20 protein-coding genes and 1 riboswitch are annotated in these 24,760 nt (G+C 57.0%); of the genes, 4 read left to right on the plus strand and 16 right to left on the minus strand.

The window, feature by feature from the left end:
• A partial coding sequence (locus J0X15_RS00005; RefSeq protein ID WP_206937034.1) for a transposase occupies nucleotides 1-715 on the plus strand: 715 nt, incomplete at its 5' end.
• Between the two features lie 171 nt (nucleotides 716-886).
• Here J0X15_RS00005 and J0X15_RS00010 read toward each other — a convergent pair.
• The 5 genes from J0X15_RS00010 to J0X15_RS00030 form a co-directional block, all read right to left on the minus strand.
• Nucleotides 887-1,498: an ABC-type transport auxiliary lipoprotein family protein gene (locus J0X15_RS00010; protein ID WP_206937036.1), complete on the minus strand. Its 612-nt coding sequence runs from the start codon at nucleotides 1,496-1,498 to the stop codon at nucleotides 887-889.
• A gap of 84 nt (nucleotides 1,499-1,582) precedes the next feature.
• Nucleotides 1,583-3,235, minus strand: coding sequence for an MlaD family protein (locus tag J0X15_RS00015; RefSeq protein ID WP_206937038.1), 1,653 nt, complete (start codon nucleotides 3,233-3,235; stop codon nucleotides 1,583-1,585).
• Between the two features lie 8 nt (nucleotides 3,236-3,243).
• Nucleotides 3,244-4,083, minus strand: a complete 840-nt coding sequence (locus J0X15_RS00020; protein WP_206937040.1) for an ABC transporter ATP-binding protein — start codon at nucleotides 4,081-4,083, stop codon at nucleotides 3,244-3,246.
• Nucleotides 4,083-5,228 carry an ABC transporter permease gene (locus J0X15_RS00025; protein ID WP_206937042.1) on the minus strand — a complete coding sequence of 382 codons (1,146 nt, stop codon included), beginning with the start codon at nucleotides 5,226-5,228 and terminating at the stop codon, nucleotides 4,083-4,085. Before J0X15_RS00025 ends, J0X15_RS00020 begins: the two co-directional genes overlap by 1 nt.
• Nucleotides 5,229-5,342: 114 nt before the next feature.
• Nucleotides 5,343-6,533 carry an MFS transporter gene (locus J0X15_RS00030; protein WP_206937043.1) on the minus strand — a complete coding sequence of 397 codons (1,191 nt, stop codon included), beginning with the start codon at nucleotides 6,531-6,533 and terminating at the stop codon, nucleotides 5,343-5,345.
• Nucleotides 6,534-6,647: 114 nt separating this feature from the next.
• Here J0X15_RS00030 and J0X15_RS00035 point away from each other — a divergent pair, with 114 nt between their 5' ends.
• Nucleotides 6,648-7,865, plus strand: a complete 1,218-nt coding sequence (locus tag J0X15_RS00035; RefSeq protein ID WP_206937045.1) for a protein phosphatase CheZ — start codon at nucleotides 6,648-6,650, stop codon at nucleotides 7,863-7,865.
• Nucleotides 7,866-7,969: 104 nt separating this feature from the next.
• Here the strand turns inward: J0X15_RS00035 and J0X15_RS00040 are convergent, their stop codons facing one another.
• From J0X15_RS00040 to J0X15_RS00055, 4 genes are all read right to left on the minus strand, one after another.
• On the minus strand, nucleotides 7,970-9,292 hold the full coding sequence (locus J0X15_RS00040) for a globin-coupled sensor protein (RefSeq protein WP_209014974.1): 1,323 nt from the start codon (nucleotides 9,290-9,292) through the stop codon (nucleotides 7,970-7,972).
• 130 nt (nucleotides 9,293-9,422) lie between these two features.
• Complete coding sequence (locus J0X15_RS00045) at nucleotides 9,423-10,409, minus strand: threonine ammonia-lyase (protein ID WP_206937048.1); 987 nt, start codon at nucleotides 10,407-10,409, stop codon at nucleotides 9,423-9,425.
• Between the two features lie 119 nt (nucleotides 10,410-10,528).
• Nucleotides 10,529-11,575: a glycosyltransferase family 4 protein gene (locus J0X15_RS00050; protein WP_206937049.1), complete on the minus strand. Its 1,047-nt coding sequence runs from the start codon at nucleotides 11,573-11,575 to the stop codon at nucleotides 10,529-10,531.
• Nucleotides 11,572-12,372 carry a UDP-2,3-diacylglucosamine diphosphatase gene (locus J0X15_RS00055; RefSeq protein WP_206937052.1) on the minus strand — a complete coding sequence of 267 codons (801 nt, stop codon included), beginning with the start codon at nucleotides 12,370-12,372 and terminating at the stop codon, nucleotides 11,572-11,574. The genes J0X15_RS00050 and J0X15_RS00055 overlap by 4 nt, the downstream gene beginning before the upstream one ends.
• A 223-nt stretch (nucleotides 12,373-12,595) precedes the next feature.
• Here J0X15_RS00055 and J0X15_RS00060 point away from each other — a divergent pair, with 223 nt between their 5' ends.
• On the plus strand, nucleotides 12,596-13,375 hold the full coding sequence (locus tag J0X15_RS00060) for an SDR family oxidoreductase (RefSeq protein WP_206937054.1): 780 nt from the start codon (nucleotides 12,596-12,598) through the stop codon (nucleotides 13,373-13,375).
• Nucleotides 13,376-13,462: 87 nt separating this feature from the next.
• Here the strand turns inward: J0X15_RS00060 and J0X15_RS00065 are convergent, their stop codons facing one another.
• From J0X15_RS00065 to J0X15_RS00080, 4 genes are all read right to left on the minus strand, one after another.
• Entirely contained in the window at nucleotides 13,463-14,752 is a 1,290-nt protein-coding gene (locus J0X15_RS00065) for an OmpP1/FadL family transporter (RefSeq protein ID WP_206937057.1), read from the minus strand.
• A 554-nt stretch (nucleotides 14,753-15,306) separates the two neighbouring features.
• Nucleotides 15,307-16,437 (minus strand): TRAP transporter substrate-binding protein, encoded by a 1,131-nt coding sequence (locus tag J0X15_RS00070; protein ID WP_206937061.1) that lies wholly within the window; start codon nucleotides 16,435-16,437, stop codon nucleotides 15,307-15,309.
• The gene (gene thiD / locus J0X15_RS00075) at nucleotides 16,430-17,260 is read right to left on the minus strand and encodes a bifunctional hydroxymethylpyrimidine kinase/phosphomethylpyrimidine kinase (RefSeq protein ID WP_206937064.1); all 831 of its coding nucleotides are present in this window, start codon (nucleotides 17,258-17,260) and stop codon (nucleotides 16,430-16,432) included. Before thiD ends, J0X15_RS00070 begins: the two co-directional genes overlap by 8 nt.
• Nucleotides 17,257-18,075: a hydroxyethylthiazole kinase gene (locus tag J0X15_RS00080; protein WP_206937067.1), complete on the minus strand. Its 819-nt coding sequence runs from the start codon at nucleotides 18,073-18,075 to the stop codon at nucleotides 17,257-17,259. Before J0X15_RS00080 ends, thiD begins: the two co-directional genes overlap by 4 nt.
• Before the next feature lie 71 nt (nucleotides 18,076-18,146).
• Nucleotides 18,147-18,255: riboswitch (TPP riboswitch) on the minus strand.
• A gap of 138 nt (nucleotides 18,256-18,393) precedes the next feature.
• On the opposite strand from J0X15_RS00080, the gene J0X15_RS00085 reads away from it, so the two are divergent.
• Nucleotides 18,394-18,630, plus strand: a complete 237-nt coding sequence (locus J0X15_RS00085; RefSeq protein ID WP_206937069.1) for an Lrp/AsnC ligand binding domain-containing protein — start codon at nucleotides 18,394-18,396, stop codon at nucleotides 18,628-18,630.
• A 67-nt stretch (nucleotides 18,631-18,697) separates the two neighbouring features.
• Here J0X15_RS00085 and J0X15_RS00090 read toward each other — a convergent pair whose 3' ends face one another.
• The 3 genes from J0X15_RS00090 to J0X15_RS00100 all read right to left on the minus strand — a co-directional run bounded on the left by J0X15_RS00090 (nucleotide 18,698) and on the right by J0X15_RS00100 (nucleotide 24,720).
• A complete protein-coding gene (locus J0X15_RS00090; RefSeq protein ID WP_206937072.1) occupies nucleotides 18,698-19,720 on the minus strand; it encodes a DMT family transporter in 1,023 nt (340 codons plus the stop codon).
• Nucleotides 19,721-20,037: 317 nt separating this feature from the next.
• Nucleotides 20,038-22,122, minus strand: a complete 2,085-nt coding sequence (locus tag J0X15_RS00095) for a putative bifunctional diguanylate cyclase/phosphodiesterase (RefSeq protein WP_206937074.1) — start codon at nucleotides 22,120-22,122, stop codon at nucleotides 20,038-20,040.
• Between the two features lie 291 nt (nucleotides 22,123-22,413).
• The gene (locus J0X15_RS00100; protein WP_206937077.1) at nucleotides 22,414-24,720 is read right to left on the minus strand and encodes a xanthine dehydrogenase family protein molybdopterin-binding subunit; all 2,307 of its coding nucleotides are present in this window, start codon (nucleotides 24,718-24,720) and stop codon (nucleotides 22,414-22,416) included.
• Nucleotides 24,721-24,760: the final 40 nt, after the last annotated feature.

Raw genomic sequence — 24,760 nt, forward strand, 5'->3', positions numbered from 1 at the left:
CAAGCCCAAGGGCTTCTTCTACCTGGACCACCGCACGGTGGACGCCAAGCTGGGGATCGTCACGGACACCTTCGCCACACCTGCCAATGTGCACGACAGCATTGTTTATCTTGCCCGGCTGGACCGCCAGCGGCAGCGCTTCGCCCTTGACGTGACGGCGGTTGGTCTGGATGCGGGCTATGCCACCACGGGCATCGCCAGGGGGCTGGAAGAGCGGGACATTCTGGGTGTGACCGGCTACCGGCGGCCTCTGCCTCCAAGACCGGGCATGATGCGCAAGTCGGCCTTTGCCTACGAGGAACAAGCCGATGGCTACCGCTGTCCGCAAGGCCAGCGGCTGACCTATGCCACAACAGACCGCAACGGCTACAAGCACTACCGCTCCGACCCCGCCGTCTGCCAAACCTGTCGGCTGCTGGCCTCCTGCACGTCCAATGCAAAGGCCGAGCGCACCCTGACCCGCCATGTCTGGCAGGACGCCCGCGAGCGTGCGGATGCCCATCGCCTGACAGCCTGGGGCAAGGCTATCTACAAGCGCCGCAAGGAAACGGTCGAACGTTCCTTCGCAGATGCCAAGCAGCTGCATGGCCATCGCTATGCCAGGTTCCGGGGCCTGGTCCGTGTCAAAACCCAGTGCCTGCTCGCTGCCGCCGCCCAAAACATCAAGAAGATCGCTATGGCCCTCACCAAAGCCCACGAACAAGCCCCCGCGTGACACAGGCAAGCCCGCAAAAAACAAACCCATAAACGCGGACAATCGCCACAAAGCAAAAGCTCAAAAAACAAACCCGCCGAAATCGACGGGTTTGTCAGCAGTCTGAGGGGCGCGTTGCGCCCCTTTTCCAAATCCATGAAAGAACTGTCGTCCGCGTTTTGCGGCCAGGCCTCAAACCTTTGAGAGCACCCATGTCGTCATTTCAGCCAGAACCTGGGTTGCAGCCTGATCAAGCGCAGCAACGGCTTGCTGCGGCCCCACTCCAGCGGAAGCCACTTCTGCCTTGAAGACCTGGCTCGCCACGGTGCGCCCATTCTTGTCATTGACCAGACGCCCGGCGATCTCTACCACACCACGGTCCGACCCTGCCGTATGAAGTGCAAAGGTTCGAATATCGCTTTGCAGCTGATAGTCGATAAGCAGCCCATCACCCGGCAGACCAACCCCGCGCAAAGCATTGGTGTTCTGCAGGGCTTCTGCAATTTTCGCCTGCACGACATTCGGCAAGGCATCGCTCCACGCAGCCTGCGGGAAATAGCTGATCAGCTGACCTTCCTGAACCACGGCAATGTGATCTGTATCCAGCGCCTTCAAAGCGCGCGGGCGCGCCACCAGAACCTGCACGCCACGGCGACGACGCACTTCCAGCTCGGGAACCGCCGTCAGCCCATAGAGAACTGCAGGTGTAGTGCTGGTGCAACCGGCCAACGCGACCGTCCCCAGACCAGCCAGGGTCAGAAACCCACGACGGGTGGTGCTTTTTGAACCGCCCCGATCTGTCATCCTGATACGTTCCCCAGTCCCATTGCGTCATCTATCCTAACTTGGTCTTCCTGCATTCGTTTGCCAATCCGCTTGCGGCTGCATTTAGCGCCGCTGTCTGCCGCCATTGAATGTGGGAACATCTTCACCACCGAAAATGATCCGATTGGGCGCCCGGTCAAAGTTTTCGACCGCCCGCTGGATCGAGATCAATGTGCGGTTGATCTGCGACATCGCATTGCCGAAGTCCTCCGGCCCCTTGCTCGCAAACCGGTTCAAGCCACCGGCAATACTGTCGGCCCGGCCTTCAAAGGCCTGCGCGATCTTGCGGATCGAGGCCGCAGCCTGCGTTGCCTCATCCACGAAGCCTTCGCCATCCCCCTCCACCATGGCGCTCACCTTGCCGACGATGTCATCGACCTTTTCAGAGGTGCCATTCAGAGTTGAAGCGATATCCTTGGCGTCGCTGATGATCTTGTCGACATCCGGCGAACGCTTGGACAGGGTCAAGCTCAGCTGCTCAACATTGGTTGCCGACCGCTGGGCAGACTGCAGGATCGCGTCTATCCCGTGCTGTTGATCGGCCAGACCAGTAGTGACTTTCTCGACAGATGCCACGATCTGAGAAATCTTCTGAGGGTCAAGCGAAGCAGAAACCCCCTTCCCGTCGGCGGCAATATCGTTGAGCTTCTCCATCAGCGCGGCCGCCTGCTTCAGCGTCTTGGAAAGGTCTTCCTGATGCTCGGCCACCGTTGCGGACATTGCCTTCAGGTTTGCCATCGTGTCCTTTGACGAAACAACCAGACTGTCCAGATCGTCTTGGCGGTTTTCCAGAACCTCACCCAGACTCGCAACGCCGCGCACCGCTTGATCGACTTGCTTGGGATCGACCGCCGCCACGATGGCGCGCACATCGGTAAGGCCTGCATTCAAGCCCTTGCTGAAGGTCTGAATTTCCTTTGCCGCGGACTGCGCTTCTACCACAACTTGGTCAACGCCCTTGCTGGCCTCGCCCAGGCTGTTGGAAAACTCCGACAGACCACCGACGATTTCACCAACCTTGTCAGAGGGAACCGACGCTAGGATCCGCTCCGCCTCGTCGACAACGCCTTTCAAGCGGCTGGCAAGGCTGGAAAACGCATCACTTGCAGAGCCAATCGACGACATGAAGGTCTCGACGCCTTCGGAATTGGACGCCAACGCCTCGGTAAACGTCTGAACGTTGTCCAGCGTCTTGGTGACGGTCACGGTGTTCGTCTTCATGAAGCCGTCAACGGTCTCCATGGTGCTGTCGACCTTAGCAATGGCATCGCGCGCGCCAGCCACGATGTCATCATAGGCCGACCGACCGGCACGAATAACCGGAATTTCGTCACTTCCATGATCAAACAGGATCGGAGAATCCAACGTTCCGCCATTCAACTCCACATAAGCGACACCGGAAAGCAGCTGGAAATTAAGGAACGCGGTGCTGTCCGCACGCACTGGGGTACCGGGCTTCAGACGAACCGTCGCGACAATAACCTTCGGATCGTCCCTGTCGAAATCAAGCGAGGTCACATCCCCCTGCTTGATACCGTTGAAATAGACATCGCCCCCGACGCTCAGCCCGGTCACTGGCGCCGGCAGAACGATTTTCAGAAAATCATTATCACGTGTTTCAGCCGTTACAGCCAACCAGTATACGACGACGAATGCCGCTACCAGCGTGGCCATCATGAAGGCACCGATCGTGATATAATTCGCGCGCGTTTCCATCGTCTTCCTTAAACCCGGCGCAAGGCCCGTTCGCCCCGAAAATAGGATTCAATCCAGGGGTGATCGTTCTTCATCATCTCGTCGAGGGTGCCGATTGCCAGCACCTTCTTGTCACCCAGCACTGCAATCCGGTTACACACGGACGCAAGACTGTCGAGGTCGTGGGTGACCATGTAAACTGTCAGCCCCAGCGTTTTGCTCAACTGACCGATCAGCCCGTCAAAGGCGGCAGCGCCAATCGGATCGAGACCAGACGTTGGCTCATCCAGAAACACCAGATCTGGATCGAGGGCAAGCGCCCGGGCCAGACTGGCTCGCTTGATCATCCCCCCGGAAAGTTCAGAGGGGAATTTATCGGCTGCATCCGGGTTCAACCCGACCAGATCGAGCTTGAGAATAGCCAACTCGTCCATCAAACGTTGAGACAAGTGCAGATGTTCGCGCATCGGCACCTGGATATTCTGTTTGACCGTCAGCGAGGAAAAGAGGGCTCCTTGCTGAAACAGCACGCCCCAACGGCGGCGCACCATGGTCATCTCACCTTCGGTTGCGGTGTCCATGTTCCGACCGAACACCTCGATGCTTCCACGGCGCTTCTTGTTCAAGCCGAGGATCGTGCGCATAAGGACGGATTTTCCAGTACCTGACCCCCCGACGAAGCCGAGAATTTCACCGCGCACCACATCCAGATCCAGCCCATCCAGGATTAGCTTGTTGCCAAACCCGACGGTCACATCACGCACCGACAGGATCGAATCCTTCTCGATCTGCGCAGACCCTTGCAGTTTCGGCGTGCCACTTGCAAGCTGAGCGGAGGGGCGGACGCTTTGGGAAGGCTCGGCGCTCATCACACTCCGATCGCTGCAAAAAACACTGCGAAAATACCATCGACCACAATCACGAGGAAAATAGCCTTCACCACCGCCATGGTGGTGCGCTTGCCAAGAGATTCCGCAGATCCGCCCACTTTGAGGCCTTCCACACTGGCAATCAACCCCACGATCAGGGCCATGAATGGCGCCTTGATCAAGCCGACCACAAAGGTCTGAACAGTCACCGTCTCCTGCAGCCGCGTCATGAAAGGCTGCGGATTGATATCCAGATAGGCCCAGGCGACCAGCCCGGCCCCGAAGAGCGAAGCGATATCCGACAGAAACGTCAGAACGGGAACCGCCAGCATCAGGGCAAGAACCCTTGGCAGGATCAGCACTTCCGTCACCTGCATTCCGATGACATGCAGCGCATCGACCTCTTCGCGCATCCGCATCGCGCCGATTTCCGCCGTAATCGCCGAGCCGGAGCGACCGGCCACCATGATCGCTGTCAGAATGACCCCGATCTCGCGTAATACCAGAACACCAGCCAAATCAACAACGTAGAGGTCCGCGCCGAACTGACGCAGATAGAACCCGCCCTGTTGCGAAATGATCACCCCGATGAGGAAGCTCATCAGCATGACAATCGGCACCGCGCCGATGCAAGTGCGCTCGAACTGAACTGCAGCAGACACGCTTCTCAATCGCTTCGGCTGAACCAGGATCGCTGCCAGAACAGCCCCCAGGGATCCGAGGATATGCAGCATGGCCAAGCCATCGCGCATCGCCTCGATGGCATTTCGCCCCCAGGCTTCCATCATATCGGCCAGGGAATACGAATGCTTTTCCGATTTCAGAACGGCAGGATGATGCTTTTCCAGTTCTTCAAACAGGATGGCACGCTTGTCATCAAGTCCGTCAAATTGCACCCGGCGTCCATTGAACTCCTGCGCGCCTCGGAACCGATGCAGCACCCAGGCTCCGCTGGTATCCAGACCCGACAGCCCGGACAGGTCGAGGCGCACGCGCCCTTCACCCGGCACCTTTGCATCAGCCAACACGGCTTCGCAATCGGTCAAGCGATTGATGACCCAATCCCCGGCAAGGCGCAGGCAAGGGACATCACCCTCAGCCGACATCTCAAGTGTCGGAGCCGTGCTGTTTTCCTTGAACGCCATGGGGAGACTTAATCCGATCGCATCGTTTCGAAAAGAACCTATAGCTTACCAAGTGGTTAATGGTCCAGCCGTGCAACCCGTTTCAAGCCTTATCAAGGGGCCCGAACACAGGTTTCATCCATATTTCTGCTGTTGGCGCACCAAAGCGCCCCGCATGGCAATCAGTCCGATGGAGCCAGCAGTCGCACACACGGCCATCAACCAGAACGGATAAGACGGATCCAGCCGATACAAAGGTCCACTGACAGCCATGCCGGCGGCCATCAGAACTCCGCTGGCGGAAGCGAGAAAGCTCTGCCCGGTGGCAGACCATTTCTCCGACACCAAACCGGCAACAAACCGCACTGCGCCGAAGTGAGCAACCGCGAATGTCAGGCCGTGCAAACACTGCAACGGCACCATTGCCCAAACGTTTTCAGCAAGCGGAAACAGCGTCCAACGGACCAGTGCAGCTCCTGCACCGATCTGGACCATGATCAGTGGAGACATATGCAGGCTTGCGCGCCCGATGACTGCGAACACTCCGATCTCGACAATCACTCCAATCGCCCAGAGCAATCCAACAAGGCTGTCACTGATGCCGATACGACCGAAAAACAGGCTGCTGTAGCCATAATAGGCCGCATGAGACCCCTCAATCAGCCCCAGACACAAGAGAGCTGCCAGAAACACCGGCGATGCAAATATACGTGGCTTCTCCTTATCCTCGGCCACAGCTGAACTATCCCTATGTTCCGACGCGGATGCAGGCTCTGAAGGGTTGGGCAAGGCAATCGCCATCAATCCGGTCGCAGCCTTTCCCACCAGCATGCCTACGACGATCAGCACCCCCTGCGACACCTGGACGATCCAGCCCCCGACAAGATTGCCGGCGACAAAGGCCACCGACCCCCACAAGCGCATGCGACCATAATCCAAACCGTGATGCTTCACGGCACTGAGCGCATAGGCCTCGCTCAACGGCACGATCGGTGCCTGAAAGATGGTCATCACCGCGACGGCCAGGGCCATCAGCGGCATTCCATCCGCTGCCAGAAAGACCAGAAGTGCAGCCCCGCCAAACAAGGAATAGAGAAAAATAGACCGCCGGCGCCGGCCACTTCTGTCAGAGAGGCTGCTCAGCACCGGGCTGGCAAGAATCCGCAAGATTGTCGCGCCTCCCAACACATATCCGATATGGGCAGGCTCGACGCCACGCGCCTGTAGAACCAGCGGAAAGAACGGCAAAAAGAACCCGAACCCGAGAAAATGACAGGCAAAGAGCCCGGAAATGCGAGCCCCCAGTCCGCGACTACCTGAACTCATCTGCCAGTCCTGCTTTCGCCTAAAGAGATGTTAAGAATTTTAGCGGTAACGTTCTGCATACTGTCGTCCGGGTTACGGCACAAACCGAAATTTAGGCAAGCTGAGAAAGCATCAATGCAGACTGCAGAAGCCATAGAAGATTCAGCTCCGCTCGACGACGCTGAGTACACGACACTGGAACAGACCCTTCTGGAATCCCAGAGGGGACGCCGGTTTCTGAACCAGTTTCTGAAGCGCAACAAAACGCCGGAAACGACAGAAATCCTGTCCGCGATCCAGCGTCTTGAACTGAATATGACCCGCAAGACGCGGGTGCCGGACCTTGACCGGATTCGTGTCGATATTGCCGAAATGCATGAGGCGATCGAACGGACGAAAAACGAGATCTCCAACATCAAGGCTGAAGAGCAGGAGAGCAATCGCTTCGTCGATGCCTCTCACGAACTTGATGCGATCATCACCCAGACGGAAAGCGCCACCCAGACCATTCTGGAAGCAGCCGAGCAGATACAGGAACAAGCCTGGATCCTGCGCGAGGCGGGCGCAGACTCCGGTGCCTGTGACGAGATCGATGCCAAGTCGACCGAAATCTTCATGGCCTGTTCCTTCCAGGATCTGACTGGCCAGCGCACCAACAAGGTCGTCCAGGTCTTGCGCTATCTGGAGAGCCGCATCAACACCATGATCAACATCTGGGGCATTGAGGAGACCGAAGCGGCCACCGACATGTCCCCCGTCGATCATCGTCCAGATGCACATCTGCTCAATGGCCCACAGCACGCCGGCCGTGGTACATCGCAGGCCAATATTGACGAGCTCCTGAGTGGCGACAGCGCGATGAGCGCCGAAGCCGAAGCGGATTTCGATGCAGTCGAGAGGGCAGCTAACCCGACCGCTTCAGAAACCGTTTCCTCGGACTTTGACTTCGACAGCATCGACATCGGTGACGACGACGCTTCCACCAGCGAGACCGAAGAAGCCTCCAAGGTTCTCGATGCTGACGATATCGACAAGCTGTTTGATGCTGCCGTTAGCGACGCTCCTTCAGAAGAAGATGCGGTTGAAGAGCTGGAAGATGCCAGCTCTGACGTTGCAGATGCCGTCGCCGAGGCAGAGGATGTTCCGGAGTTCTCAGCAGACGAAGACGAAGCAAGTCCTGACTCTGGAGTTCTCGATGAGACCGCCATCGACAAGTTGTTCGACCAGGAAGTTGAGGCCGCTGCCGACGACGATTGGGAAGCAGCTGAAGAGCAAGCTGCAATTGCACTGGACGAGGAAAACGATCCACTCAAGGAACTTTCCGAAGCCGAGCGACAAGCGCTTTTCAACTGATCCTCAGCTGAATGAAATCACAAGAGAAAAGGGCCGGATCCAAGATCCGGCCCTTTTCTCTTGTACTGCTGACAACCCCAGTCACGAGGGCTAGTCGATGCACATCACTTAGCGAGGACCTTCTGGAAGAAACTCTTGGTTTCTTCGGTCAGCTTTTCGGCATGAGCCTTCAGGTCTTCCGACATCAAAGAAATCTGGCCCGCAGATTGATCTGCCTCGGAGATCGAAGCCCGTACCGATGAAATCCCATCCGTAAACTCGGAAGAGCTTTGCGCAGCGAACTGAACGTTCTGGGAAATCTCGTTGGTAGCCGTTGTCTGTTCTTCAACAGCTGACGCAATGTTGGTCGCGATTTCTGAAACTTTTGCAATGGTCTCGGTGATCTGCTCGATGTCGGATACCGATTGTTTGGTTGCTTGCTGGATATTGGCGACCTGCTGAGTGATCTCTTCTGTCGCCTTGGTTGTTTGGCTGGCCAGTTCCTTCACTTCAGCAGCCACGACAGCAAAGCCCTTGCCCATCTCCCCGGCCCGCGCAGCTTCGATCGTTGCATTCAGTGCCAGCAGGTTTGTCTGCTCGGCAATCTCCGAAATCAGCCCGATTACCGATCCAACCTTGTCGGCTGCATCCGACAGAGTGCGCATGGACGAGTTCGTCCGCGTTGCACCTTCCACCGCTTCACGCGCAATATCGCTCGACAGGGTCGCCTGACGGCCAATCTCCACGATTGCCCCGGACATTTCCTCGGTCGCGGCAGCACTGGACGTCATGGTACGGGCTGTCTGCTGACTGCCTTCATCCATGTGGGTCACCTTGGTGTTCACCTGTTCGGTCACCCCACCCAGACTGGACGCGGTGCCGGCAAGCGCATTCGAGGCTTCGCCGAGCGTTCCCATCGCTTCGCCCATGATGCTGTCGAAATCACCGATGGCTGCACGGATGTCCTGCTCTCGCTTGTCGGCCAATCGCATCATCTCGTCATGATAGGTCGACAGGGCCACATCCATGTCGAGATAAATCAACTTGGAGACGACAGCGATCTGACGCGCCACCCGCGGACCACTGAAGCGGTTAGATGTGCCCAGAACTTCGGAAAGTCGCGTGATCACGAAGGAATATCCGCCAATGTACCACGTCGGGTGCAACCCGATGCGAACATGCGCGTGGCCAATCTTTGCAGAGTTTGCGAAGTAGGCCTCGCTCAGGCCGGAAGAGAAGAGCTCTCCCCAGTGCTTGATCTGAGCCGTGACCAGTCCCGCTTCCTTATCGCCGATCATCTCATCAAGATGCGGCACTTTTTTCACATGCCTGTAGAAATCTGCAAGCAACTGCGGCAACAGCTTGTCAATCTTGGGCCAAACCGTTTTGGCGATCTCCAGATCGGCTGATGTGATCTGATAGAAGGCAAGCTGCTCTTCACGCGTCATTTGCACCATGTGCTCCCGTTGGAGCCGGAATTCCGGCAATCTCTCAAGGCACAATATTTCCCGTTCTGGTCAATAAACCGCTAACAGCTGTAAAATCAGAGGCCTGCATGCAGTGAAACGCACCAGCATTTCACACCAAACCAGCAAGCAGGGTCCCATCCAGATTGCCACCCGTCAATACGACAGCAACCGTCCTGGACTTGAAGTCCGCCTTGCCGGATAGAAGTGCAGCAAGCGCCACTGCGCCACCAGGCTCGACAACCAGCTTCAGCTCCTGAAACGCAAAGCGAACCGCCTCCAGCGCCTCTGCATCTGAGACAACCAGCCCGTGGCCAAGCCGGTTAGCCTGCTTCAGGGAGGACAAAATGGCGAACCCGATCTCTCCGGGCATCTCCGTCAACAGAGCGTCACAGACCGAGCCAGACAATCGCTCATTCGCCAGGCGTTTGCCTGCGAGCAGGGAGCGGCCATAGTCATCAAAACCCTCAGGCTCGACTGGATAAAACCGTACAGCAGGGAGCTCATGCGACAGCGCAAGCGCAATTCCAGCCGACAAGCCGCCTCCCCCGGTACATGCCAGAACGGCATCCGGCGCCAGGCCGAGAGACGTCGCCTGTTGGGCAATCTCAAGACCAACAGTGCCCTGACCAGCAATCACCGAAGCATCGTTGAAGGGATGCACGAACCGGGCACCGGTTTCGGCGCATATTCGGTTGGCAATGGCTTCGCGGTCTTCGCTAGCGCGGTCATAGGTGACGACTTTGGCGCCAAGTTCCGCAGTCCGCCGAAGCTTGATGGCAGGTGCGTCCGCCGGCATCACGATGGTCGCTGGCACCCCGAAAATCCGGGCCGCCGCCGCAATCCCTTGCGCATGATTGCCGGAGGAACAGGCGACCACACCTTTGCTCCGCTCTGCCTCCGGAATGCGTCGCAGCGCAGTGTAGGCTCCTCGAAACTTGAAAGAGCCTGTGCGCTGCAGGCACTCAGGCTTAATCAAGACCGTCGCCCCGGTGATCTCGTCCAGAATCGGCGAACGCAACAAAGGCGTTTCAACTGCATGGCCTCGAAGTCCATCTCGGGCTTCAAGGATATCTTCATGCCGAACGAAAGAGCTCATCACCGTCACCTGATAACTTAGCGGGAAAGGGTGGAAGCATGCAGGGCCCGCCACCGGAAGGAAGGTCCTGATATTACTCCAGATAAACTCTATTGGTAAAGCTGTTCAGGGCCGAACAGTCACATCGCGCCAACAAGGTTTGCACGGGGCGGCACAAGATCATGCGCACGCCGGGCATTCTCCAAAAACTGCTGCGCACTCGCCGACCACGTGTAGTTCAGCGCAACCTGTCGACAATGATCCCGCGGAATATCCAGCGCGGCCACGCAGGCTTCGCGTAGATCCTCAGACAAGACACCTGCCCCGGTTTCCCCCACCACATCCAACGGTCCCATGACCGGGAATGCCGCAACGGGCACACCGCAGGCCATGGCTTCCAGCAAGACATTGCCAAAGGTATCTGTCAGTGACGGAAAGACAAAAACGTCGGCCGATGCGTAGTGGCGCGCCAGATCCTCGCCGGTCTTTGCCCCTGTAAAGTGAGCCTTCGGATAATCTCGCTTCAGCGCTTCCAGCTGCGGACCATCACCCACCACAACTTTCGTTCCCGGCAGGTCGAGTTTCAGAAAGGCTTCGATATTCTTCTCCACCGCGACACGGCCGATGTACATGAAAATCGGCCCTTCCAGGGCATCCGGCAGTACCGAGCCATCGAACGGCTTGAAGACGGTTTCGTCGACACCGCGCGACCAACGCACGAGATTGGTAAAGCCACGCTCACGCAAATCATTCTCAAGCGTCCGTGTGGCCACCATGCAGCCTTGCCCCGAATTGTGGAACCGTCGCAACCAGTTGTAGGACCAAGACAGTGGCACCGGCAACCGCGCTGAAAGGTACTCGGGAAACCGGGTGTGATAACTGGTTGTGAAAGCCTCACCGCGCCCCTTGGCGACAGAGGCAGCCAACAATCCAAGCGGGCCTTCTGTCGCAATGTGCAAGTGATCGCAGGCAAAGGCATCAATTCGCTTGCGCACCATGCCGCGATGGGCCAGCGACAAACGGATCTCCGGATAAGTCGGGCACGGCAATGTGGTGAAAACCTGCGGCGAGAGGAACTCCACCCGCACACCAACCTTCTCCAGCTCGAGAGCGGTACGCTCAAGCGACCGGACAACGCCGTTAATCTGCGGGTGCCAGGCATCCGTGACAATCAGAATCGAGCTCATGCTGCGACCGACCGGGCTTTCGTATCTTCCACGGCCTCGATCTGGGTAGGCTTGACCCATCGAATGACCTCGAAAGTTCCATCATGATGTTCGGCGACCGCAGTGCAGCTTTCCACCCAGTCTCCTGTGTTGATGTAGTGAATTCCGTTCATGTCCTGATCAGCGGCATGATGGATATGGCCGCAGATCACGCCGTGAACACCCTGACGGCGCGCTTCCTCCGAAAGGGTTTCCTCGAACCGGCCGATAAAACTGACGGCGTTCTTCACCTTGAGTTTCGCCCAGGCCGACAGGGACCAATAGGTCAGCCCCAACTTCCGGCGAACCCTGTTCATCCAGGTGTTGACCCAGAGCGCGGTCTCATAGGCTTTGTCACCGAAGAAGGCGAGCCACTTGGCATGACGAATGACCACGTCAAACTGATCCCCATGGATGACCAGATAGCGCCGTCCATCTGCGCTCTCATGCACAATGCTGTCCGCCACTTCCACACCGCCAAAATGCGTTCCGAGGAAATTACGGAGAAACTCGTCATGATTGCCCGGGATATAAACGACGCGCGCGCCCTTGCGGCTTTTGCGAAGGATCTTCTGCACAACGTCGTTATGTGCCTGTGGCCAATACCACGAGCGTTTGAGCCGCCAACCATCGACAATATCGCCAACCAGATAAACCGTCTCTGCTTCGTTGTATTTGAGGAAATCCAGCAACAACTCCGCCTGACATCCGCGAGTTCCAAGATGAATATCCGAGATAAATAAAGCTCTATAGTGGCTGGATTCCGCTTCCTGAGCCATTGACCTACTCCAAGTCGATCTTTTGAAGGCTTTAGACGCGATTCAAGTTTCACTATTATGACAGTTCACCCGCCCGTTTCCGCAAGGTTAATGTCACAAATCTTCCCGGTTTTATTTCCTGAACTCCAGTGTTTGCCCTTGGCCGAAAGGCCGGTTAAGACAGACAAAGGTTCGGCGCGAATACGCCACACATGGATCACCGGCATCAGGGGAGAAAAAGACAATGGATCTAGGACTTAGAGGCCGAAAGGCCATCGTGTGCGCCTCCAGCCGCGGACTGGGAAAAGGCTGCGCCATGGCCCTGGCCGAGGCCGGATGTGACCTCGTGATCAACGGGCGCAACGAGGCTACACTCACCGCCACGGCCGAGGAAATCCGCGACCGATTTCAGGTCTCTGTGACAACGGTCGTCGCGGATGTATCCACAGCTGAAGGGCAGAAGACGCTGCTGGCCGCATGTCCGACACCTGACATCCTGGTCAATAACAACGGCGGCCCGCCACGCCGCGACTACACTGAGCTGGACCGCCCGTCGATGCTGGATGGCGTGGTGCAGAACATGGTCACCCCGATCGAGCTTATTCAGGCGGTTTTGCCGACAATGATGGACCAGGGCTTCGGGCGCATCGTCAACATTACATCGCTCTCGGTCAAAATGCCGATTGAAGGTCTGGATCTTTCCTCCGGCGCCCGCGCCGGTCTCACTGCCTTCCTGGCTGGTGTCGCACGTCAGATCGCCGGCAGCGGCGTCACCGTCAACAACATCCTTCCCGGCAAGATGGACACGGACCGCCTCAAAGGAGGCTTTGAGCGCAGCGCTGCGGCCAGCGGCAAAAGCATCGACCAGGTGCGTGCCGAACAGGCAGCAGAGATCCCGACCGGCCGCTTCGGCACCGCCGAGGAATTCGGCCAGACCTGTGCCTTCCTGTGCTCCGTCCATGCCGGCTACATGACCGGCCAAAATGTCCTGCTGGATGGCGGGCTCTATCAGGCTGCTTTCTAGGGCTGGAAGGAGTTCACGAAATTGAAAAAGCCCCGCAAGGACAATATTTTGCGGGGCTTTTTATGTCAGGCAGGAACGACGAGATTATTACCAAGTATATCGTAGTGAAGCAGACAAAATGTCGACCGAAGATTCAACGCTTCCGACAAGGCTGCCTTTTGTCGCCGAGTAGTCCTGATGACCTGGAACGATGTTCACGTCGGTGTTGGTGCCAAAGATATGCGTGTAGCCAACATCAAAGGACAGATTTTCCTTCATCTTGTAACTACCGCCAGCAGAAACCCAGATGCGGTCATTATCCGGCAAGCGGGCCGAGCGCACTGCATCACTCACTGGGGACCACTCATAAGCCGCACCAGCACGAAGCGTTATCTGGTCGTTGAAGTCGAATTCGCCACCGATTGACAGGAAATAACCATCATCATAGTTGAACGGCAGCGCTGTCAGCTGCGCATTTCCAAAGTCCGAAAGAAGAACCTTTGGCGCCTCCAAACGACTCCAATTGCTCCACTCAAACGTTCCAAGCAAACGGAAGTTATCAGTAATAGACTGCTTGGCAGACAGCGTGACAACCTCCGGCGTAATCAGCTTCGTGTTGATATTGTAGGTGCCCGCGGCTAAGCCACCGGAAGCAACAGGAAGCGATACAGTGCCATTCAAGTCGTGGCCAACTGCAGACCGGAAGCCCAGACCAATCTCCGTACCTTGCATCGGGGTGAAGGTAACGCCGGCGGTCCAACCAACAGAAGTGCTGTCGCCTTCAAGCGCCGTCGTTGCGTTCAATGCGAGCGGATGAGCAGCCGAATTGGTCAAACGGACGTCCAGATACTGGATCTGAGCCCCTACAGCCACGGAGAACATCTCGTTCACCTTGAACCCAACGATTGGATTGGCATTCAGGGAAAAGACTTTCGAGGACCGATTGTAGCCAGCTCCAGCCCAATTGCCATCGTCCGGCTTGGTCGAAAGGCCGAAAGGCGCATTGATTGCCATTCCGAGATAAATCTCGTCGCTGACTTTGTACGACAAATAATTGGAACCGATCCAAGCGTCACCGACAAAGTCACCGCTGTCGACGGGCAGTGTTGCTGCCCCGATGGTGCTGGTGCCCTCAAGCTCTGCCCGCGGGAAAATAAACGCATTATGAGCTTCAATCGTCAGACCATCACTGGCACCGGTGATCGTCGCCGGGTTCCAGAAGATTGAGGAAATGGACGGCCCAGTCGTTCCGTTCCCGGCAAAAGACATGCCCTGATAATATGTACTTTGCTCACGCAGTGCGAAACCGCCAGCCTGCGCACTTGAGGCAGCTATGACGGCAACCAGAGCAGTGGCGCTCAACAAGAGGCCCTTACCAACGGCCCAAGACTTGATCATTTTCCCCATATCCTCGCTCCCACGCAGAATTCATCTAACCTTTTGTGCTAGCCGCAAAACAAAGGTTCAACCGATGAATTCGAAAGACACCTGCCACCTACATTGTAACCGCAGCGCAAAATGTAGTTGTTGCAGCGCGCAAAACGGAGCAGCCCCGCAATACAACCTAACAGTTTCATGGCAAATCAATCGATTGGGCCGCCAATTCCAACAAGCCTCGCAACAATGATTAAAATTTAGGCAATTTAAAAGGCCAGGTTCATGTCCGACGATTTCCATGAAACGTTGCGGAAATGACACGGAACTGAAGCTCGATCTCCTAACGTCATGTGGACAAAGACGCTTTACCTGAGATGACTGTTAACTGACGCAAACGGAACTTTCGGCAGTTGAATGTCAAAATCGTGAGCATAGCGAGAGACTTTTTCGCCAAGCTCACGGAGAGCCAACAAGAGACACCTACTTCCAATGGAAACTCAACACACGTCAAACGGGAAAGGACTTCGGCTGATTCTTGATCGATTACAGCCGTCCCCACAGGGTCCAACTCACACTTACTCTCCCCGGCTCCGGGCATTCATAAACGCCTGCATCGAAACGGCCATCCAAGGGCCGAGACGTTCCCGCGCAGCAGTGGCGCTGGCGTAAACCTTGCTGCTCATCTCGTCCTTTTGAGAAAACGCTTCGAGGACCGTTGCAGTCTCCCTACGCAGGGCACTTAGCACCTCAGACGGATAGATTTTGATCTCAACACCGTCCTCCTCCTGCAGCACCTGAAGGGCACGGGCGTTCTCCCAATCGCTTTCTGCAAGCGCCCTGCCATTTTCAGCCCGACAGGCTTCCTTCAGGATGGCGCGCAGATCGTCTGGCAACTGATCAAGAGCATCTGAATTGAACAGCGCCTCCCCGGTGCCATTGGGCTCATGGAAGCCGGGCGAATAATAATATTTCGCCACCTGATAGAATCCCATCGAGCGGTCACTCCACGGCCCCAGAAACTCAGCTGCATCAAGTAAACCACGGCTAAGTGCCTGATAGATTTCGCCCGGTGCTGTGGTCGTCGGCGTCGCGCCCAGCTGGCGCATCACTTCACCACCCAGCCCCGGCATCCGGATGCGGAGCCCTTTCAGATCGTCGAGCTCGTTGATCTCACGGGTAAACCATCCGCCCATCTGGACACCCGTATTCCCCGCCATCACCGGCTTGATTCCGAAGGGAGCATAAAGCTCGTCCCACAGCGCCTGCCCGCCACCACGTTCTATCCAGGCGATGTGCTCCTGCGGCAAGAGCCCGAAGGGAGACGCGGTAAAGAAGACACTTGCCGGCATTTTGCCTTGCCAGAAAAACGACGCGCTATGCCCCATCTCTGCGGCCCCTGACGACACCGCATCAAAAACACCAAGGGCTGGCACCAGCTCACCGGCCGAATACAGCGTGATCAGGAAACGACCGCCCGACATCTCTTTTACCCGGTCGCAGATCCGTTGCGCCGTCACCCCGGGACCGGGAAGATTGCGCGGCCAGGACGTCACCAACCGCCAGCGCACGGGCTCGCCCACGGGCTGAGCCATCACAGGCGACGCTCCTCCTCCCGTCAGGCTTGCCGCCGCACCGCCGACAAAAGCAGCCCCGGAGGTTAGAAAGGCGCGCCGTGCAGGGAGGCCAAACTTCTTTTGGTCACTCATCGGATGTCTCCCAAAATTGATAGAAGTGATGGACGGGGCCATGCCCGGAGCCGATGGACAGCTGGTCGGCAGCAGAAATCGCCCCTGTAATGTAGATCTTGGCCTGTCGCACGGCCGTCTCTAGCAACTCGCCACATGCCAAACCCGCTGCAATCGCCGAGGACAGGCTGCATCCGGTACCGTGCGTGTTTTGAGTGTCAATGCGCGGTGCATCAAGCCAGAAATGACCGGAGGCACTGAGGAAGAGGTCCGAACTCGCATCCCCTGCCCCATGTCCGCCCTTCAGCAGGACGGCTTGCGCCCCAAGCTTCAGCAGGGATTTGGCCTGCAGTTCCATCGCGTCCTTGTCACCTGCAATATCGCAGCCCAGAAGACGCGCGGCCTCGGGAAGGTTGGGCGTGATCAGATCCGCCAGGGGGATCAAATGGTCGATAAGCCCCTGCACAGCCTCCTCGGCCAGAAGAGGATCTCCAGACGCCGCAATCATTACCGGGTCAAGCACAATCGGTCCGCATCCAGATGGGGCCGTTGCTTTCAACCGCGCAAGCTCCTCCGCCACCGCCATAATGATTTCAGGCCGCGACAGCATACCGATCTTGGTGGCAGTGACTTTCAGGTCGCCATAGACCGAGCGGATCTGCGCCTGCACGAAGTCTGGCGGCACATCATGGATGGCTCTGACCCCAAGCGTGTTCTGGGCAGTCAGCGCCGTGATGACACTTGCCCCGTAGACACGGTTTGCGGAAAAGGTCTTCAGATCGGCCTGAATACCCGCTCCACCACCGGAATCAGATCCGGCAATCGTTACGGCAATCGCGGTCATATAACCGTCTCCTGTCGATTTTCCATTGAAGTCTGAAGTGAAAACTTGAGCCGCAGTTCTATGTCCTTGGGCTGCAAGGCATAAAGCTCATCCAGCAATGCCGGCATCAGGCTGCCGGGGCCCCCAGCGTGCTCGGCAGCACGTTCAGCTGCGATATTGAAAACGGAGATAGCCGCCGCTGCGCCAATGTCCGGATTGTCTGCCACACTGACGAAAGCCCCGATCAGGGCGCCTAGGGCGCAACCTGTCGCGGTTACTCGGCCCAAAAGCTCTGTCCCGTTGAAAAGATGGATTGGGCTCGGGACAACATGTCGTCCAGCCGAGACCCTGTCTGTAGCCCCAGTTGTTGCCAGGACGAGCCAACCGGCCTCAACCAAATCAGCCAGCTCCGGCAGGCAAGCCACTTCACCGGCATTCGCCTTGACGATATCCGGGCGAAGCTCTGCGTCGCTTAAAAGCGCACGCGCATAGGCACACCGCACTGGTGACCGCTCGATGAAGACCGGGTCGAGAACCACAGGCCGTCCAGCAGCGCGTGCTCCCTGCAACGCCTTGGGGATTGCCGCCCGGCGAACATCATCCAAGGTTCCCAGATTGACCAGCAGCGCATCTGCACTGGCGGCAAAAGCCTCAACTTCTTCCGGTGCGATGGTCATGGACGGCAGCGCACCTGTCGCCAGCAACACATTGGCGGTTAACTCCTGCGCCACCGCATTGGTGATGCAATGAACACGCGGCGTCGTCTGGCGAAGCTTCTCCAGCAGTTCGGCCACCACCTGAGCGGAAAACGGATTGGAAATATCACTCTTGATCATAGCCCGCCCTCCTCAAGCGGGAGAACGGCACAGGACCAAATCAAAACAGGAATTCGGGCGATAAGCCCCTGGCCAGTAGCCATCTCAAATCCCTCCGCCGGTGCGAGCCGGATCAGGTTCCAGGAGTTGGCCGATGCCTCTCAGCCCGGACACTTACGCCGGGCACCCCCTTGAGATTACGTTGGATCCGAGTGCTAGCAAGCCGGTTGAGGATTTGCAAGCCCCACGCAGCATGCCCCCGCGAGACGCGGCGATTGACGGCGCATCCCGAATAGGTCATGTCCAAAGGCAATGAAAACTGGGAAGCGGGAGCCTAAAATGACGCCCTTTTTCGTAATGATCAAATGCAAGCTTGGTGAAACCTATCAAGTCGCCAACGCCATCGCCATGGCCGAATTCGCCAGCGAGATCTATTCTACCAGCGGTGATATGGACCTTCTCGTGAAGATCTACATCGATGACGGCGAGGACATCGGACATTTCGTAAATCAGAAGCTGCACCCGATTGCAGGTATTGTGGATACGCGGACAATCATCACCTTCAAGGCGTTTTAGGCAGGGGGGCACGCCGCCCGGATCAATTCCGGGCGACTAACTGTCATATCGACTTTGCAGCTCTGTCTCAGACGCGCGACGGCGTGGATGCGCGGCGATTCTTGGTGCGATCCAGCCCGAGACGATGCTCCCGGTAGATCACGAAGATCCCTGCTGCGATCACGATACCGGCCCCAAGCACGACTTCCAGAACCGGGATTTCCGAAAACAGGAACCACCCCAGCAGGATCGCCCAGATCATGTTGGTATAGTCGAAGGGCGCAATGGTCGAAGCGTCTGCAAAACGATAGCTCTGGGTCAGCAGGATCTGCCCGACACCACCGGCGAGACCAACCAGCACCAAAAGCCAGGCAATCGGCGCTTCCGGCATTATCCAGGCCTGCGACGGCCAGATCCATCCGATCGGCAATGTCAGCAAGGCCAGCACCGTCGCACAGCCAGAAAACCAGGTGACAATGGTTGATGTCTTTTCACTCTCGCACAGCTTGCGCACAAAGATCATCGCCATCGCAGCAAAGCAGGCTGCCAGGGCGCCACACAGGGCACCAACTGCTTCCTTGCCTTCCAGAGCCCCCTGCCCCAGATGTGGGGACAGAATAACGATAATACCACCAAAGCCGATCAGAACCGCGCTCCAGCGATAGATCCGGACCGTCTCGCCAAGCACAGCCCACGCCAGCACGACCACAATAAGGGGCGTCGCAAATCCGATGGCAGTCGCATCTGGCAAAGGCAGGAGTGCAAAAGCGGTGAACGAGAAAACCATTGCCGTGATGCCCACCATTGAGCGGCCCAGATGGCCTGCGATATTGGTGGTACGAAATGCCTCCATCAGTTCGCCACGGGCCATCACCATCAGCAACACTGGCCACATGCCGAAGAAATTACGGGCAAACACAATCTCACCAATGGGCACCGTCTCCGATGTCATCTTCAAAGAGACAATCATGATCGCGAAGACCATGGTCGAACCAACCTTCAGCGAAATGCCGAGCATCGGTGCGTTCCGGGTAAGACCGGAAGTTTTCGAGAGCTCTGAAACCTTGGTTTCGGTGGAGGAAGAGGTGGAAGATGCGCCCGACGGCTGCATGGGAACGGTCCATAGGGCCGACGCATGAATGTCCGGGGGAGCGGGGCGTCGTCCCCTGGAACCACTCAACCGGAAACGTAACAGGTGGGTCGTCCACTGCGGAAGGATACAAGGCAGACATTCTTCGCAAAGATCGCCTGCCTCTCGCTCCGAGGACGCCTAATGCCTGCCCTGCCTGCTGAAAACAAGCCGAATACATGTGACCGATAGGCTCAGTCCCTGCCCCCGTCAAGCCGCAGGGAGCCCATAGAAGGTCGGCTCGATATCAGAATGTCTCATGTTTCGAAAGTATGAACGAAGGCGGGAGTCCGCAACACTCAGGCCCGGAGTGGAACGACCCGGTTCGACGTCACCTGATTGCCCTGAAGCCGTTGGCCGTCAAGATCGATAAGACGCTCAGCTTCGGCCTCCGGCTGCGGCCGTCCGAACAGATACCCCTGCACCGCCTTACAGCCTTCCATCTTGAGGATGGCAAGCTGCTCTTCCGTCTCCACCCCTTCCGCCAGGACCGGAATGCCGAGGCTTGCCCCAAGCAGAATGGTCGAGCGAATGATGGCAGACGACTGCTGACTGTCGCCGAGGCTTTTGACAAATTCGCGATCGATCTTGATCTTGTCGAATGGAAAGCTCTGAAGGGTCGACAGCGAGGAATATCCGGTTCCGAAGTCATCCATGGCAACGGAGACGCCCAGCTCCTTGAGAGCCATGACAATTTCCAACGCATGTGCCTGGTCGGTTATGACGCCACTTTCGGTGATCTCAATTTCCAGGCGGCTTGGAGCCAGACCTGATTTGGCCAACGCCGAGGCAACCTGAAGCGGCAAGGTGTCCTGCGCCAACTGAAAGGCGGAAACGTTCACCGCTACGCTGAAGCGGTCCGGCCACTTGGCGGCAGTCATACAGGCGGTATTCAGCACCCAACGACCAATTTCCAGTATCAGGCCAGTCTCTTCCGCCACCGGAATAAATTCGACCGGGGAAATCAACCCGTGCTCGGGATGCCGCCAGCGCACCAGCGCCTCAAAGCCCTGCAGACCACGAGTCGCAGTTTCATTCTGAGGTTGATAGTGCAGTTCCAACTGACCGTTTTGCGCCGCAGAGCGAAGGTCGATTGCGATGGCAGCACGGTGCCGCGATTCCTCTTCCATCTTGCTGGAAAAGATAATGAAATCTTCACCAGCCTGCTTCCCACAAGCTTCAACCGCCAGATTTGCACGGACCAAAAGTTCTTCCACCTCACGCCCGTGATGGGGCGCGAGGGCAGCGCCCAAGCTGCAAGTCAGGGAAATACGGTTGTGGTCCCAGAGGATCGGACGATTGACTTCCACCTTGAGGCGTTCCCCAAATGGCTCCAGCTCATCGGCGCTTCGCACACCAACCTTTATGGCAACGAACTCATCGCCCCCGATACGCGCAACATATTCGCCAGGCCCAAGAACACCGCTCAGGCGCTTTGCGACTTCCCGCAGCACCATGTCGCCCACCGCATGACCATGCAAATCATTGATGTCCTTGAAGCGGTTCAGATTGATTGCAATTACCCCGAGACCACCGGAGCTGCGTCCTGTGAGCTGACGTAATTCTTCATTCAGACGTTCGCGCAAATGAAATCGGTTGGGAACTCCTGTCAAAGGGTCATGAAGCGCCAGATGCTTGTAGGTCAGGCTCGCCTCTTCCATCCCCTGGCTTTCGATCAGGAACGCTGCTGCAACCGAAGCAAGAACAATTCCGGTGACCCCAACGACGGAGAACAGCATGAACTGATCGGAAATTGTCTGCAGCGGCACATCAAGCCCCCGAAACGGGAGGACTGTCAGACCCGTCATGCCGGTGAAATGCAGACCGACGATGCCCAGTACCATGAGTAAGCTCGAAAGCACTACGCCCTTGCGACCTTCAACTTCGGCCCCTGTAAGCGTAGCAGCAGCCGCAAAAGCTGCAGCCAGAAAAACCGAGGCGACAACATAGGTCTCATCCCAGTCCAGAAGCGCAGGTATCTGATAGGCAGCCATGCCGAGATAATGCATGACGGCAATCCCCATCCCGATCACCATGCCACCAAACCCGATGAAAAACCGGTTGTTCATCAGGCTGGTAATCCAGAAACCGAAGCTGGCGGTTACGATCGCCGTGGTCAGGGAGACAAGCGTTAACATCGGCTCGAAGGTCCGGTCGAAAGGAACCACATAGCCCAACATCGCAACGAAATGCGTCGTCCAGACAGTTGCCCCCCCGACCAATCCTGCCAGGAACAACCAAAGATACTGCCGCGCTCCAACGCTGCTGCGCAACCGAACATAGAGGTTCGTTGTCAGCAAGCACCCGCATACACAGACCAATGCCGCCATCAGCACGAATGCAAAGTCGTGCTCAAACACGATGCAGGAAATTACCGAAATCATTTAGCTGTTCCAAAGCCCGTTATTCGTGAGATCTGTTCTCACGACCTAATAAAGGAATATACGGGATATCTTAGGGTAAGGATGCTGTGAAAAACCCTTATTCCCTAAGTATAAATACAGATTTCAATAACGATGGTGAATGCGGGGTTAACTCTTAAAAATGCGTGCCGGTAAAAATTCGAAGGTCTGCTTACTTTCAAAAAACAACCGGATGACGAGGCATCATCCGGTTGAATTGTAATTTGTGACAATACTATTCAGAGATAACATGTTGTTATCGCAGCGTCATCATCACGTGATCCGAGCCGTTTGGATCGCCTCCCATACCCGCAAGGGAGTGGCTGGCATATCCATATGGTTGACACCTGCACCGTCTTTCAATGCACGTTGAACCGCATTCATGATTGCGGCACATCCACCGATCGTACCGGCCTCTCCAGCCCCTTTGATGCCCAAAGCATTGGTTGTGGAAGGAACATTTCTCGTCTGAAACGAGAAATCAGGTAAATCGGCAGCACGCGCCAAGTGATAATCAAGCAGAGACGCTGTGAGAAGCTGCCCTTCCTCATCGTAAACCGTGTGCTCGCATAGAGCCTGACTTATCGCCTGCGCTGTTCCTCCATGAACCTGCCCAACCAACAGTACCGGGTTAACAGTGACGCCGAAATCATCGACGATCACGTAGGCATCAATTGAGACGTCGCCGGTCTCCGGATCGATCTCCACTTCGGCGATATGCGTGCCATTTGGGTAGGTCGCTTCAGCCTGCTTGACTTCCTCTCGACCGAACAGTTTTTGCTGGGCCTTGGCTGCAACATCCGCGAGTGAAATCTGGCGGTCCGTTCCAACGACCCGGACCTGGCCATCGATCAGATCGAGATCCTCGACGCCGGTTTCCAATTCTTCCGCCGCAAGTTCCTTGATCTGTTTTACCAGCGACTGGCTGGCCTGATCGACTGACGGCAACCCGAGCGGAATGGAGCGGGAACCGCCGGTCCCTCCCCCTTGGCGCACGCGGTCGGTATCGCCCTGGATGACCTCGATCTGCTCCAGCTCGAGCCCGAGCTGCTCGGCGATAACCTGAGAATAGGCCGTTGCATGCCCCTGCCCGTTCGTCTGGGTGCCAATCAGCAAGGTCACCGTGCCGTTGCCATTCAGCTCGACGGTTGCTTCCTCCCCTCCGGGAAAAGCACAGCATTCAATGTAACTGGAGATGCCGAAGCCGCGGAACTTGCCGTTTGCTACACTGTCGGCCTGACGCGCGGAAAACCCGGCATGATCCGCAACCTCCAAGGCTTTCAGCAAATGACCTTCATAATCGCCTGTATCATACATGCGCCCTGTCGCGGTGGTGTAGGGCAGCTGGTCCTGACGGATGAAATTCCGCTTGCGGATTTCCACTGGGCCCAATCCGGTTTCATCGCCAGCCTTATCGATTAGACGTTCGATCAAATAGGCCGCTTCCGGGCGCCCGGCGCCACGATAGGCATCCGTCGGCACCTTGTTTTCATAGACGCCGGTGACCGTGACCCCAATCGTCGGGATATCGTAGAGCCCGGTGGACATCGACGTTCCGACGAATGGAATGAAAGGAGCGAACTGATGCAAGTAAGCGCCCATCGAGGCTTTCAGATCGACCTTCAGCGCAAGAATGCATCCCTCGGAATTCAGCGCCAGTTCAGCATGAACGGAATTGTCACGTCCATGCGCATCAGTGACAAAATGCTCCATCCGCTCACCGATCCACTTGACCGGCTTCTGCAGCCGTTCAGCGGCGATCAGGGAGAGCGGATATTCGCGGTAGGTGAACATCTTGGTGCCAAACCCACCGCCCACTTCAGGAGTGACGATTCGCAGCCGGTCTTCTTCGATGCCCAGAATATGCTCACAGATCACATTGCGCATTCCATGGCCGCCCTGGGTGCCGGCAGTCAGGGTGAAGCGCCCGGTCTCGACATCAAACTCGGCAACGCAACCGCGCGGCTCCATGTAGTTGGCAATCAAGCGGTTGTTCTCGATGTCGATGGCAACAACCTGATCGGCTTCAGCAAATACCTTTGCACATTCGGTTTCGTCGCCACGGCCCAGCACAAAGGCGGCATTGCTGCCCAGGTCTGGCCAGATGAGGGGCGCATCCGCAGCAAGTGCCGCATCCATGCCAATTACGGCCGGCAGCGGATCATAATCCACCTCAATCAGCTCCGCCGCGTCCTGCGCCTGCTCGATAGTATCCGCCACAATAAAAGCAATCGCATCTCCGACGAACCGTACCGTGTCACTGCATAGAACTTCGTGACGCGGAACCGCATGCTTGGAGCCGTCCTTTTGCTCCATCACAGCGCGAGTCGGCATCGGCTTGATATCCGTGATATCTGCCGCTGTGAGAACCATGGCCACACCCGGAGAGCGGCGTGCATCTTCCACACCCGCCAGCGAAATTTTCGCATGGGCCATAGCCGATCTCAGCACATAGGCTCTCAGACAGCCCTCCGGAGTCAGATCATCGGTGTAAATGCCTTGCCCTGTGATCAGTGTCGCGTCTTCCTTACGGCGCAACGGCGCACCGATCCCAAATTTCTGCGGAGCCATCTGATTCATGAGGCGAAGTCCTTGTGATTGGGAAAATCAGTCGATGAAA

It is taken from the genome of Roseibium limicola, from assembly GCF_017313085.1.
GTDB classification, from domain to species: Bacteria; Pseudomonadota; Alphaproteobacteria; order Rhizobiales; family Stappiaceae; genus Roseibium; species Roseibium limicola.